Source organism: Pseudomonas migulae (assembly GCF_043225285.1).
Taxonomy (GTDB): Bacteria; Pseudomonadota; Gammaproteobacteria; order Pseudomonadales; family Pseudomonadaceae; genus Aquipseudomonas; species Aquipseudomonas migulae_C.
Genome location: NZ_CP171224.1, coordinates 2,397,946 through 2,410,780, shown reverse-complemented (window position 1 = coordinate 2,410,780; position 12,835 = coordinate 2,397,946). Strand labels below are relative to the sequence as shown.

The window sequence follows — 12,835 nt, the reverse complement described above, 5'->3', positions numbered from 1 at the left end:
CCCGAGCCATGCTCAATACGCTGCGCAAGATCGTCCAGGAAGTTAACTCCGCCAAGGATCTCAAGGCGGCGTTGGGGATTATTGTGTTGCGCGTCAAAGAGGCCATGGGCAGCCAGGTCTGCTCGGTCTACCTGCTTGACCCCGAGACCAACCGCTTCGTGCTGATGGCGACCGAGGGCTTGAACAAGCGCTCGATCGGCAAAGTCAGCATGGCGCCCAACGAAGGTCTGGTCGGTCTGGTCGGCACGCGTGAAGAACCCCTGAACCTCGAAAACGCCGCGGATCACCCGCGCTACCGTTACTTCGCCGAGACTGGTGAAGAGCGCTACGCCTCCTTCCTCGGTGCACCGATCATTCACCACCGCCGCGTCGTCGGCGTGTTGGTCATTCAGCAGAAAGAACGCCGTCAGTTCGATGAAGGTGAAGAAGCCTTCCTCGTGACCATGAGCGCGCAGCTCGCCGGGGTTATCGCACACGCCGAGGCCACCGGTTCGATCCGTGGCCTGGGCCGTCAGGGCAAAGGCATCCAGGAAGCCAAGTTCATCGGCGTGCCGGGTTCGCCGGGTGCGGCGGTCGGGACGGCGGTGGTGATGCTGCCACCGGCCGATCTGGACGTGGTGCCGGACAAGAGCATCACCGACATCGACGCCGAACTGGCGTTGTTCAAGACCGCCATCGAAGGCGTGCGCGCCGACATGCGTGCGTTGTCGGCCAAACTGGCGACCCAGCTGCGCCCGGAAGAGCGCGCGCTGTTCGATGTCTACCTGATGATGCTCGACGATGCCGCGCTGGGCAGCGAAGTCACCACCGTGATCAAGACCGGCCAGTGGGCCCAGGGCGCGCTGCGTCAGGTGGTCACCGATCACGTCAATCGTTTCGAACTGATGGACGATGCTTACCTGCGTGAGCGGGCATCGGACGTCAAGGACCTCGGTCGCCGTCTGCTCGCCTACTTGCAGGAAGAGCGCCAGCAGAACCTGGTCTACCCGGAAAAAACCATTCTGGTCAGCGAAGAGCTGACGCCGGCGATGCTCGGCGAGGTGCCGGAAGGCACGCTGGTCGGTCTGGTCTCGGTACTCGGTTCGGGTAACTCCCACGTCGCGATCCTCGCCCGGGCAATGGGCATCCCGACGGTGATGGGCCTGGTCGACCTGCCGTACGCCAAGGTCGACGGTATCGACCTGATCGTCGATGGCACCAAGGGTGAGGTCTACACCAACCCCAGCGAAGTGCTGCGCAAGCAATTCGCCGAGGTCGTCGAAGAAGAGAAGCAACTGGCCCTGGGGCTCGACACCCTGCGCGACCTGCCGTGCGTGACCGTCGATGGTCACCGCATGCCGCTGTGGGTCAACACCGGCCTGTTGGCGGATGTGGCGCGGGCGCAGAAGCGAGGCGCCGAGGGCGTGGGTCTGTACCGCACCGAAGTGCCGTTCATGATCAACCAGCGCTTCCCGAGCGAGAAAGAGCAGCTGGCGATCTATCGCGAGCAGCTCGCCGCGTTCCACCCGCAACCGGTGACCATGCGCAGCCTGGACATCGGTGGCGACAAGTCGCTGTCGTACTTCCCGATCAAGGAAGACAACCCGTTCCTCGGCTGGCGCGGCATTCGCGTTACCCTCGACCACCCGGAAATCTTCCTGGTGCAGACCCGCGCGATGCTCAAGGCCAGCGAAGGCCTGAACAACCTGCGGATTCTGCTGCCGATGATCTCCGGCACCCACGAACTCGAAGAAGCCCTGCACCTGATTCACCGGGCCTGGGGCGAAGTCCGCGACGAAGGCACCGACGTGCCGATGCCGCCGATTGGCGTGATGATCGAGATTCCGGCGGCGGTGTATCAGACCAAAGAGCTGGCGCGGCAAGTGGACTTCCTGTCGGTCGGTTCCAACGACCTGACCCAGTACCTGCTGGCCGTGGACCGCAACAACCCGCGCGTGGCCGACCTGTACGACTACTTGCACCCGGCGGTTCTGCAAGCGTTGCAGACCGTGGTGCGTGATGCCCATGCCGAAGGCAAGCCGGTGAGTATTTGCGGCGAGATGGCCGGCGACCCGGCGGCGGCGGTGCTGCTGATGGCGATGGGCTTCGACAGCCTGTCGATGAACGCCACCAACCTGCCGAAGGTGAAGTGGATGCTGCGTCAGATCAACCTGAGCAAGGCCAAGGAATTGCTCGCGGAGCTGATGACCATCGACAACCCGCAAGTGATCCACAGCTCGCTGCAACTGGCGCTGAAAAATCTTGGGTTGGCGAAAATGGTCAATCCGGCTGCGGTCAAGGCTGTCTAAACCTGCGTCGCCCTCATCGCGAGCAGGCTCGCTCCCACATTTGATCTCCAGTGTTCACAGATTTTGTGTTCACTGACGATCCCTGTGGGAGTGAGCCTGCTCGCGATGGGGCCAGACGAGGCAACTCGGATCTAAACCCTGATCTCCACTTCCCCCAAATGCCCGCCATACGGCCCGAAACTCCGCTCGACCATCAACCGCGTCCCATCTGCCTGAACAATCAACGCCGTACTCGCCCGCGTCCCGTACGTGGGACTGGCAATAAACACACTCGACAACAACGTCTCGGTCGCCAGACCCACGCCAGTGTCCGGCAGCTCGGCAAAAGGCGCGGTCTGCGGATCACTCAGCAACGCCAGCAGTGCCTCGGGCTGCGGATCTTCCAGAGCCGCCTCCAGCGCCGCCCGTGCCTTGAGCAATTTCGGCCACGGCGTATCCAGCCCCGCATTCGATAACCCGTAGACCCCCGGCTGCAACATCACCGCTTCAGCGTCCCGCGCGTTGTAATGCCACAATTCGTTGGTGTTGCCGACCAGCAAGTTAAACCCGGCGTACTCCAGCGAACGCCCGACAACGTCGGCCAGGTAATCGTCAATCGGCATGTCGCCATTGAGAAATCGCGCCACCAGCTCGCCCCGGGATTTTCGCGCCGGCGGTTGATGGGGATCGCGGATATTGGTCAGCGCCGCGAAGCGCCCGTTGGCGCCGACACCGAGCCAGGTGCCACCGGCTTCCAGGTCGCGCCCGGCATAGACGTGTGGCGCTTCGGGCCATTGCGCCAGCGGCAGGCTGGGCCGGGCGTAGAATTCGTCGCGGTTGGCCGCCACGATCAGCGGCTGGGCATGACCCGGGCGCCAGGCAAAGACAATCAGGCACATAAGGCGGTCCTTAGTGTTTTTTTGCCCACTCTACGCAGTCATTGTGTGGGTATCCATCGCCATCCAGTGGAGCCGGAGGTCATGCATCCGTTACCATGCCGCTCTTATTCGGGGGTCGTCCATGGAATTTCTGCTCTATCTGGCGCTTGGTGCCTGCGCAGGCGTGCTGGCCGGCCTGTTCGGCGTGGGGGGCGGGATCATTATCGTGCCGGTGCTGGTGTTCAGTTTCACCTTGCAGGGTTTCGATGCGTCGATCCTGACTCACCTGGCCGTCGGCACGTCCCTGGCAACGATCATCTTTACCTCGGTCAATGCGGTGCGCGAGCACCATCGTCGCGGCGCCGTGCGTTGGCCGATCTTTGCCTGGCTGACGGTCGGCATCCTGATCGGTGCCGGTTTCGGCGCGCTGACCGCCGAGGCGATCTCCGGGCCCAACCTGCAGAAAATCATCGGTGTGTTCGCCCTGGTGATCGCCGCGCAGCTGGCGCTGGACGTCAAACCCAAGGCCAGTCGAACGGTGCCGGGGAAAGTCGGTCTGACCGTGGCCGGCAGTGTGATCGGCTGGGCTTCGGCGATTTTCGGGATTGGCGGCGGTTCGCTGACCGTGCCGTTCCTGACCTGGCGCAGCGTGCCGATGCAGCAAGCGGTGGCCACGTCGTCCGCATGCGGCCTGCCCATCGCCTTGGCAAGTGCATTAAGTTTCATGATTCTGGGCTGGCACGATCCGTTGCTGCCGGCCCATAGTCTCGGTTTTATTTATTTGCCGGCGCTGCTGGGGATCGCCCTGACCAGCATGTTTTTCGCCCGTATCGGCGCGCGACTGGCCCACAGGCTGTCGCCGAAGTTGCTGAAAAGACTGTTTGCCGCTTTGCTGTTCTGCGTCGGTTTGAGTTTCCTGTTCTGACCCGCAGCGCAATCCTGGCTTAATCCTGAGGTGGCAGCGTCGCCCGGGAATTTTGAACGTTTCAACTCTAACGAGGAGTCGCAATGCTGCCTTACCCGCAGATCGACCCGGTGGCCCTGGCCATCGGTCCGCTGAAAATCCACTGGTACGGCTTGATGTACCTGATCGGCATCGGCGGTGCGTGGCTGCTGGCGTCGCGCCGGCTCAACCGTTTCGACCCGACCTGGACCAAGGAGAAGCTCTCCGACATGGTCTTCTGGATGTCGATGGGCGTCATTGTCGGTGGGCGTCTGGGCTACGTGCTGTTCTACGACCTGCACGCTTACCTGGCCAACCCGGCGTTGATCTTCGAAGTGTGGAAGGGTGGCATGTCGTTCCACGGCGGCTTCATCGGCGTAATGCTGGCGGCATTGTGGTTCGGTAAAAAGAACAACAAGTCGTTCTTCCAGCTGATGGATTTCGTCGCGCCGATGGTGCCGATCGGCCTGGGTGCCGGGCGTATCGGCAACTTCATCAACGCCGAGTTGTGGGGCAAGGCGACCGACGTGCCGTGGGCCATGGTCTTCCCGCCGTTCAGCGATCCGGCGCAGTTGCCGCGTCACCCGTCGCAGCTGTATCAGTTCGCGCTGGAAGGCGTGGCGCTGTTCCTGATCCTGTGGCTGTTCTCGCGCAAGCCGCGGCCGACCATGGCGGTGTCCGGGATGTTTGCGCTGTTCTACGGCATCTTCCGTTTCATCGTCGAATTTGTCCGCGTACCGGACGCACAACTGGGCTATCTGGCCTGGAACTGGCTGACCATGGGCCAGGTGCTCTGCGTACCGATGATCGTCGGCGGGCTGTTCCTGATCTGGCTGGCATATCGCCGCGCCCCGGCGACTCCAGCGGCGGCCGTATAAATTCGAACCCCGGGGCGATGGCCTCCGGGTTCAAGGACACAGGTAACTCATGAAGCAATATCTCGAACTGGTCGCCCACGTCATCAAGAACGGCACCAAACAGGCCAATCGCACCGGCGTGAACACCATCAGTTTTCCGGGCGCCATGTTGCGCTATGACCTGAAGGAAGGTTTCCCGGCGATCACCACCCGCAAGATGGCCTTCAAGTCGGCCATCGGCGAAATGTGCGGTTTCCTGCGCGGGGTGAACAACGCCGCCGAATTTCGCGCGCTGGGCTGCAAGGTCTGGGACCAGAACGCCAACGAAAACGCGCAATGGCTGGCCAACCCGTTCCGTCAGGGCGAAGACGACCTCGGTGAAATCTACGGCGTGCAATGGCGCAAATGGCCGGCGTACAAGCAGATCCCGGTCAGCAACACCGCCGCCATCGAGCAGACCCTGAAGCAGGGTTACCGCCAGATCGCTGAAGGCGAAGAAGACGGCCAGGCCTATGTGGTGCTGTACAAGGCGATCGACCAGATTCGCCAGTGCGTCGACACCATCATCAAGGACCCGGGCAGCCGCCGCATCCTGTTCCACGGCTGGAACGTCGCGCAGCTCGATGAAATGGCCCTGCCGCCATGCCATTTGCTGTACCAGTTCCACCCGAATGTCGAGACCAAGGAAATCTCCCTGACCCTCTACATCCGTTCCAATGATTTGGGCCTGGGCACGCCTTTCAACCTCACCGAAGGCGCTGCGCTGCTGAGCCTGATTGGTCGCCTGACCGGCTACACGCCGCGCTGGTTCACCTATTTCATCGGCGATGCGCACGTCTACGAAAACCACCTGGACATGCTGAATGAGCAGCTCAAGCGCGAGCCGTTCCCGATGCCGAAACTGGTGATCAGTGATCGCGTGCCGGAGTTTGCCAAGACCGGTGTGTATCAACCGGAGTGGCTGGAGTTGATCGAGCCGGGTGATTTCTCGCTGGAAGGCTACGAACACCACCCACCGATGACGGCGCCGATGGCGGTGTAAGCCTCAACACCGCCCCCCCTGTAGGAGCGAGCCTGCTCGCGATGAGGCCATCACATTCAGCATCGATGTTGACTGTAATGCCGCCATCGCGAGCAGGCTCGCTCCTACAGGGGATCGGTGGTGGTTTTAGTGGCCGTGACTGCGGCCCACATGGGAATGCTCAACCTCGGTCGCCACCACCCCGCCGCTCACTTCCAACCGCTGCAAAATCCCGCATTGATCGATATCCGGCCCTTCGCCACAGCGTTGGCGCAGGTCGAGCAGTTGTGCCTGTAGCGCCAGCAATCCATCGATCCGCGCTTTCACGTGATGAATGTGCTCGTCGATCAGCGCATTCACGCTTTCACACTGATCCTGCGGACTGTCGCGCAAGGCCAGCAGGCTGCGGATTTCTTCCAGCGTCATGTCGAGGGTGCGGCAGTTGCGGATGAAGGTCAGGCGCTCGGCGTGGGCCTGGGTGTAGACGCGGTAGTTGCCGTCGCTGCGGGCCGGCTCCGGCAGCAGGTTTTCGCGCTCGTAGTAGCGGATGGTTTCCACGGCGCAGTCGGTGAGCCTGGCCAGTTCTCCGATCTTCATGACGGCAATCTCCAAAAGGGTGCTTGACCCTATAGTGGCTACAGGGTCTTTACTTGGCAACAGGCACCTTATGGACGCGACCCGATGAGCGATTCCCAGCACACCCACAAACCCGAAATCGATTGCTGCAGCAAACTGACGCCTGTGCCACCGCCTGCGCACAGCCATCAGGGTGACTCCTGCTGTTCGTCGAAAGCGACGGCCCCCGCGTTGATCCAATTGACGGAGGCGCCGAGCGCCAACGCGCGGTTGAGCAGTTTCCGCATCGACGCCATGGACTGCCCGACCGAGCAGACGCTGATCCAGAACAAACTCGGCAAGCTCGCCGGCGTGCAGCAATTGGAATTCAACCTGATCAACCGCGTCCTGGGCGTGACCCACGACCTGCCGGGCACCGCGCCGATCATCGACGCGATCAAGTCGCTGGGCATGGTTGCCGAGCCGCTGGAGCAGGGCGTCGAAGCGCCGGCCCCGGCGCCGGACAAAAAGCCGTGGTGGCCACTGGCGCTGTCCGGCGTGACCGCACTCGCGGCCGAAGTGATCCACTTCACCGACGCGGCGCCCAACTGGGTCGTGGCCGTCATTGCGCTGGTTTCGATCCTCAGCGGCGGCCTCGGTACTTACAAGAAGGGCTGGATCGCCCTGAAAAACCTCAACCTCAATATCAACGCGCTGATGAGCATCGCGGTGACCGGCGCGATCCTGATCGGCCAGTGGCCGGAAGCGGCGATGGTGATGTTCCTGTTCACCGTGGCCGAGTTGATCGAAGCCAAATCCCTGGACCGCGCGCGCAATGCCATCAGCGGTTTGATGCAGATGACGCCGGAGCAGGCCACGGTGTTGCAGGCCGACGGCAACTGGATTGCGCAGGACGTCAAAACCATCGACCTGGGCGCGCGGGTACGAGTGCGCCCCGGCGAGCGGATCGGGCTGGACGGTGAAGTGGTGTCCGGCAACTCGACCATCGATCAGGCGCCGATCACCGGTGAAAGCCTGCCGGTCGAGAAGACGCTGGGCGACAAGGTGTTCGCCGGCACCATCAATCAGGCAGGGTCCCTGGAATACAGCGTGACTGCTGTGGCCAGCCACTCGACGCTGGCGCGGATCATCCATGCGGTCGAGCAGGCTCAAGGTGCGCGGGCTCCGACCCAGCGCTTCGTCGATCAGTTCTCGAAAATCTACACCCCTGCGGTGTTCGCCCTGGCGCTCGCCGTCGCGGTGATTCCGCCGCTGTTCATGGGTGCGGTGTGGTTTGACTGGATTTACCGGGCGCTGGTGTTGCTGGTGGTCGCGTGCCCGTGCGCGCTGGTGATCTCGACGCCGGTGACCATCGTCAGCGGCCTCGCGGCGGCGGCGCGCAAAGGGATTCTGGTCAAGGGCGGGGTCTATCTGGAAAGCGGTTACAAGCTCGATTACCTGGCGCTGGACAAGACCGGCACGATCACCCACGGCAAGCCGGTGCAGACCGATTATCTGTCGCTTGATCCCATCGCCGATAAAAACGCCCCGATGATTGCAGCGGCATTGGCCGGGCGCTCGGATCACCCGGTGTCGCTGGCCATCGCCAACGCGGCTGTGGATAAATCCTCGGCGCCACTGATTGTGGATAACTTCGAAGCCCTGGCCGGTCGCGGTGTGCGCGGCGAGATCAACGGTCAGGTCTACCACTTGGGCAACCACCGCTTGGTCGAGGAGCTGAACCTGTGCTCGCCCGCCCTGGAAGAAAAGCTGTTCGCGCTGGAGAAACAGGGCAAGTCCGTGGTGCTGCTGCTCGACACCTCCGGCCCGTTGGCGCTGTTCGCCGTGGCCGATACGGTAAAAGAATCGAGCCGCGAGGCAATTCAGCAACTGCACGATCTGGGTATCAAGACCCTGATGCTCACTGGCGATAACGTCCACACCGCCCGGGCGATTGCCGCACAAGTCGGCATCGATGAAGCCAACGGTGATCTGCTGCCGAGCGACAAGCTGCAAGCCATCGAAGCCCTTTATGCTCAGGGCCATCACGTCGGCATGGTCGGCGACGGCATCAATGACGCCCCGGCGCTGGCCCGGGCCGAAATCGGTTTTGCGATGGCCGCTGCGGGCACCGATACCGCCATCGAAACCGCCGATGTCGCCCTGATGGACGACGATCTGCGCAAGATCCCCGCGTTCATCCGCCTGTCGCGGCAGACCTCGAGCATCCTCAAACAGAACATCGCCCTCGCTTTGGTGATCAAGGCTATCTTTCTTGGGGTAACCTTCGCCGGGATCGCCACCATGTGGATGGCGGTGTTCGCCGACATGGGCGTGAGCCTGTTGGTGGTGTTCAACGGTTTGCGCCTGTTGCGCAAGTAAGTGATGAGGAGCGGGCGTGCTGAGTGCCGAGCTGAAGGCGTTTTACATGGTGGCCCGCCTGGGCAGCATTACCCTGGCAGCGAAAAAGCTTGGCCTGAGCCAGCCCACGGTAACGACGCAAATCCGCAACCTCGAAAGCCAGTACTCGGTCGAACTGTTCTACCGGGGCGGCCGCCGCCTCAGCGTCAGCGATGAAGGCGCGCGGTTGCTACCGATGGTCAAGGCGCTGCTGCAACAGGAAGCCGACATCGAGTTTTTCCTGCGCAACAGCGGCCAGGTGCAGGGCACGCTGCGCATTGCCGCCACGGCGCCGTATTACATCCTCGATCTGGTGAAGACCTTTCGCGAGCGCTTGCCGCAGGTGGAAGTGTCGGTGGAGATCGGCAACTCGCAGCAGGTGCTGGAGGCGCTGGAGGATTACCGGGTGGATGTCGCCGCGTCCTCGCAGTTGCTCGACGATGCGCGGCTGATTCGCCGGGTGCTCGGCAGCGATCCGCTGGTGCTGGCGGTGCATCGCAATCATCCATTGGCGGTGCACGATCACGTGCCGCTTAGTGCGTTGGCCGGGCATACGCTGTTGATGCGCGAATCGGGCTCGACCACACGACGGTTGACCGAAGAGTTGCTGGCGAGCGCCGGGGTGAGCTTCGGGCCGTTGCTGGAGATTGGCAGTCGCGAGTCGATTCGCGAGGCGGTGCTGCGCAATATCGGGATCAGCATCATTGCCCGGCAGGAAGTGCCGCACGATCCGCAATTGCGCGTGCTGACCATCGAGAATGCGCCGCAGATTCCCGAGTACCTGTATTGCCTCAAGGAGCGTAAAGGCGCACGGTTGCCAGCGGCGTTTCTGGGGTTAGCCCAAGAGATGGCCCCGGCCTGAAATCTCTATTGGTTGTGCGGGCCTCATCGCGAGCAGGCTCGCTCCCACATTGGTTTCGTGTACACCAGATCAATTGTGGGAGCGAGCCTGCTCGCGATGAGGCCCGCACAGCCAGCCCATCACTCAACCAAAATTCCTGAATACCACTATCAGCCGTTTTGGCCTCACTGCCATATGACGGACGCATTACAACTCTAGGATGGCTCCATCTGCTTGATGAGGCCCGTCCATGAACCACTCGATCGCAACTGCCCTGACCAACCCCGGCGCCCCGATGAAGGTGCGCGGCGTGCAGAAACGCTTCGGCGCCTTTACCGCGCTGGATAACGTGTCCCTCGACGTCGCGGCTGGCGAGCTGGTGTGTTTGCTGGGCCCGTCGGGCTGCGGCAAAACCACCTTGCTGCGTTGCATCGCCGGTCTGGAGAAGCAGGACGACGGCGAGTTGTTCCTCGGTGATCGCAACGTTTCCCACTTGGCGCCCCAGGCTCGGGACTACGGCATTCTGTTCCAGTCCTACGCGCTGTTCCCCAATCTCACCGTCGAAGCGAACATTGCCTACGGCCTCGCCGGCAGCGGTCGTGACGAAGTGCGCAAGCGCGTCGGTCAGATGCTGGAACTGGTCGGCCTCACCGGCAGTGAGAAAAAGTACCCCGGCCAATTGTCCGGCGGTCAGCAGCAACGTGTGGCCCTGGCGCGCGCACTGGCGCCGGCGCCGTCCCTGTTGCTGCTGGACGAACCGATGTCGGCCCTCGACGCCCGGGTCCGCGAGCACTTGTGCACCGAACTGCGCCAACTGCAACGCAACCTCGGCATCACCACGCTGATGGTCACCCACAATCAGGACGAGGCCATGCTGATGGCCGACCGCATTGCCGTGATGAACAACGGCAAGGTCGAGCAATACGCCACGCCTCAGGAAATCTACGACCGCCCGGCCACGCCGTTCGTGGCGGAGTTCGTCGGCCAGGGCAACTGGTTGCCGTTCCACCGCAGCAGCGACAGCCACGCCCGGGTCGGCGGGATGGACGTGCGCCTGGCGGACGGCAGCGCGAAAACTACTTCCGGACGATTGTTCTGCCGCCCCGAGGCGATCAACGTCAACCCGCTGGTGCATGAGGAAAACCTGTTCCCGGCCAAGGTGCGTGAGATCACTTTCCTCGGTAACCGCTGCCGCATGAGCTTCGAACTCGACCAACTGCCGGGCCACGCACTGCTGGCGGAACTGGCGCCGGAAGCCATGCCGCGTCTCGGCGCGCAACAGATTATGGTCGCCCTGCCGCCGCGCAGCCTGCAGGTGTTTGCCTGATGAGCGCGAACATCGCGCTGCCGATACCGCACAAGCAGGTTCGGCAGACCTCCCGTGCCGAGATCGGCGACCGGGTGTTCGTGGTCGGTGGCAAAGTGCTGTTGCTGGTGTTGCTCGGCCTCGCGGTGTTGATGCCGTTGCTGGCGATCTTCTGGCGGGGTTTCAGTTCGGAGGCCGGGCAGGGCGGTGGCCTGGTCGCGGCCCGTGAGCTGGTCACCAGTGCGAATTTCCACTGGTTGCTCGGCAACAGCCTGAAAGTTTCTGTCAGCGTGGCGGCGATCGTCGTACCGCTGGCCTACCTGTTTGCCTACGCGCTGCAACGCACATTGATTCCGGGCAAAGGCATCTGGCGTGGCCTGTCTTTGTTGCCGTTGATGGCGCCGTCGATGCTGCCGGGTATTGCACTGGTCTACCTGTTCGGCAACCAGGGTATGTTGCGCGGTTTGCTCTCGGACAATATCTACGGTTTCTGGGGCATTGTGCTGGGCGAGGTCATCTACACCTTCCCACACGCCTTGATGATTCTGCTGTCGGCGCTGTCCCTGGCGGATGCGCGATTGTTTGATGCCGCTTCCAGCATGGGCGCCAGTCCGGCCAAAGCCTTTCGCAGCATCACCTGGCCGGCGACGCGTCAGGCGGTGTTCGCCGCGTTCTGTCTCGTCTTCACCCTGACCATCACCGACTTCGGCGTGCCCGTGGTGGTCGGTGGCGACTATCAGGTGCTGGCACTGGAAGCCTACAAAGCCGTGGTCGGCCAGCAACAGTTCGGACGCGGCGCGTTGATCGGCATGGTCCTGTTGCTGCCGGCGCTGTTCAGCTTCGGGGTCGACGCCTGGTTGCGTCGGCGTCACGGCGATTCCATGAGCGGCCGGGCGCAGGTCTTCCAGCCGGCGCCGTCGAAACTGCGCGATGGCTGCTACCTCGCCATCGTGCTGCTGATCTGCGCGGTGTTGCTGCTGGTGTTCGGCATGGCGGTGTTCTCGTCGCTGGTGAAGTTCTGGCCGTACAACCTGTCGCTGTCGCTCAACCATTACCAGTTCAACGACACGGCGGGCGGCGGCTGGCTGGCCTACGGCAACAGCGTGAAGATGGCGTTGTGCACGGCACTGATCGGCAGCGTGCTGATTTTCACCGGTGCCTACCTGATGGAAAAAACCAAGGGCCAGCGCGGACTGAACCTGACCTTGCGCATGCTCAGTTTCGTACCGATGGCGGTGCCGGGCCTGGTGCTGGGCCTGGGTTACGTCTTCTTCTTCAACCTCACCGAAAACCCGCTGCATGTGCTCTACGGGACCATGACTTTGCTGGTGGTCTGCACCATTGCTCACTATTTGACCACCGCGCAAATGACGGCGACCACGGCGCTGCGCCAGCTCGACGCCGAGTTCGAAGCCGCCGCGCTGTCGCTCAAGGCGCCGCTGTACCGGCATTACCTGCGGGTCACCGTACCGATCTGCCTGCCGGCGCTGCTGGACATCGTGCGCTACCTGTTCGTCTCGGCCATGACCACCGTCTCGGCGGCGATCTTCCTCTACAGCCCCGACACCATCCTCGCGGCGGTGGCGGTGCTGAACATGGACGACGCCGGCAACGTCGGCGGCGCAGCGGCGATGTCGACCCTGATTCTGTTCACCTCGGCGGGCGTATCCCTGCTGCTGGCTTGGGCCTCGCGCGGTTTGCTGCGCCGCTCCCAGGCCTGGCGGCAGACCGCGCCCGGTCACTGATTTCCACTCCCGCAACCTCAAC

10 protein-coding genes are annotated in these 12,835 nt (G+C 62.7%); 8 read left to right on the top strand and 2 right to left on the bottom strand.

The window, feature by feature from the left end:
- Positions 1 to 8: 8 nt before the first annotated feature.
- On the top strand, positions 9 to 2,288 hold the full coding sequence (gene ptsP / locus ACF6ZU_RS11165; protein ID WP_392892338.1) for a phosphoenolpyruvate--protein phosphotransferase: 2,280 nt from the start codon (positions 9 to 11) through the stop codon (positions 2,286 to 2,288).
- A gap of 131 nt (positions 2,289 to 2,419) precedes the next feature.
- On the opposite strand, the gene ACF6ZU_RS11160 is transcribed toward ptsP, so the two are convergent.
- Complete coding sequence (locus ACF6ZU_RS11160) at positions 2,420 to 3,166, bottom strand: NRDE family protein (RefSeq protein WP_392892336.1); 747 nt, start codon at positions 3,164 to 3,166, stop codon at positions 2,420 to 2,422.
- Between the two features lie 121 nt (positions 3,167 to 3,287).
- Between ACF6ZU_RS11160 and ACF6ZU_RS11155 the strand changes: the two genes are divergently transcribed.
- From ACF6ZU_RS11155 to ACF6ZU_RS11145, 3 genes are all read left to right on the top strand, one after another.
- Positions 3,288 to 4,070 (top strand): sulfite exporter TauE/SafE family protein, encoded by a 783-nt coding sequence (locus tag ACF6ZU_RS11155; protein ID WP_392892334.1) that lies wholly within the window; start codon positions 3,288 to 3,290, stop codon positions 4,068 to 4,070.
- 83 nt (positions 4,071 to 4,153) lie between these two features.
- Complete coding sequence (lgt, locus tag ACF6ZU_RS11150; protein ID WP_392892331.1) at positions 4,154 to 4,966, top strand: prolipoprotein diacylglyceryl transferase; 813 nt, start codon at positions 4,154 to 4,156, stop codon at positions 4,964 to 4,966.
- A 49-nt stretch (positions 4,967 to 5,015) separates the two neighbouring features.
- Positions 5,016 to 5,987: a thymidylate synthase gene (locus ACF6ZU_RS11145; protein ID WP_392892330.1), complete on the top strand. Its 972-nt coding sequence runs from the start codon at positions 5,016 to 5,018 to the stop codon at positions 5,985 to 5,987.
- A gap of 126 nt (positions 5,988 to 6,113) precedes the next feature.
- Here the strand turns inward: ACF6ZU_RS11145 and cadR are convergent, their stop codons facing one another.
- Positions 6,114 to 6,563: a Cd(II)/Pb(II)-responsive transcriptional regulator gene (gene cadR / locus ACF6ZU_RS11140; RefSeq protein ID WP_008040770.1), complete on the bottom strand. Its 450-nt coding sequence runs from the start codon at positions 6,561 to 6,563 to the stop codon at positions 6,114 to 6,116.
- Between the two features lie 84 nt (positions 6,564 to 6,647).
- Between cadR and ACF6ZU_RS11135 the strand changes: the two genes are divergently transcribed.
- The 4 genes from ACF6ZU_RS11135 to ACF6ZU_RS11120 all read left to right on the top strand — a co-directional run bounded on the left by ACF6ZU_RS11135 (position 6,648) and on the right by ACF6ZU_RS11120 (position 12,813).
- Positions 6,648 to 8,903: a heavy metal translocating P-type ATPase gene (locus ACF6ZU_RS11135; protein ID WP_392892329.1), complete on the top strand. Its 2,256-nt coding sequence runs from the start codon at positions 6,648 to 6,650 to the stop codon at positions 8,901 to 8,903.
- A 16-nt stretch (positions 8,904 to 8,919) separates the two neighbouring features.
- Entirely contained in the window at positions 8,920 to 9,783 is an 864-nt protein-coding gene (locus tag ACF6ZU_RS11130; RefSeq protein ID WP_033060537.1) for a LysR family transcriptional regulator, read from the top strand.
- Positions 9,784 to 10,012: 229 nt separating this feature from the next.
- The gene (locus ACF6ZU_RS11125; RefSeq protein ID WP_392892328.1) at positions 10,013 to 11,089 is read left to right on the top strand and encodes a putative 2-aminoethylphosphonate ABC transporter ATP-binding protein; all 1,077 of its coding nucleotides are present in this window, start codon (positions 10,013 to 10,015) and stop codon (positions 11,087 to 11,089) included.
- Positions 11,089 to 12,813, top strand: a complete 1,725-nt coding sequence (locus ACF6ZU_RS11120) for a putative 2-aminoethylphosphonate ABC transporter permease subunit (RefSeq protein ID WP_392892327.1) — start codon at positions 11,089 to 11,091, stop codon at positions 12,811 to 12,813. Before ACF6ZU_RS11125 ends, ACF6ZU_RS11120 begins: the two co-directional genes overlap by 1 nt.
- The last annotated feature ends 22 nt before the right edge of the window (positions 12,814 to 12,835 follow it).

Bases quoted from the DNA above. Each gene is read 5' to 3' on its own strand.
- ptsP (WP_392892338.1), top strand. From the start codon at position 9: ATGCTCAATACGCTGCGCAAGATCGTCCAGGAAGTTAACTCCGCCAAG.
- ACF6ZU_RS11160 (WP_392892336.1), bottom strand. From the start codon at position 3,166: ATGTGCCTGATTGTCTTTGCCTGGCGCCCGGGTCATGCCCAGCCGCTG.
- ACF6ZU_RS11155 (WP_392892334.1), top strand. From the start codon at position 3,288: ATGGAATTTCTGCTCTATCTGGCGCTTGGTGCCTGCGCAGGCGTGCTG.
- lgt (WP_392892331.1), top strand. From the start codon at position 4,154: ATGCTGCCTTACCCGCAGATCGACCCGGTGGCCCTGGCCATCGGTCCG.
- ACF6ZU_RS11145 (WP_392892330.1), top strand. From the start codon at position 5,016: ATGAAGCAATATCTCGAACTGGTCGCCCACGTCATCAAGAACGGCACC.
- cadR (WP_008040770.1), bottom strand. From the start codon at position 6,563: ATGAAGATCGGAGAACTGGCCAGGCTCACCGACTGCGCCGTGGAAACC.
- ACF6ZU_RS11135 (WP_392892329.1), top strand. From the start codon at position 6,648: ATGAGCGATTCCCAGCACACCCACAAACCCGAAATCGATTGCTGCAGC.
- ACF6ZU_RS11125 (WP_392892328.1), top strand. From the start codon at position 10,013: ATGAACCACTCGATCGCAACTGCCCTGACCAACCCCGGCGCCCCGATG.
- ACF6ZU_RS11120 (WP_392892327.1), top strand. From the start codon at position 11,089: ATGAGCGCGAACATCGCGCTGCCGATACCGCACAAGCAGGTTCGGCAG.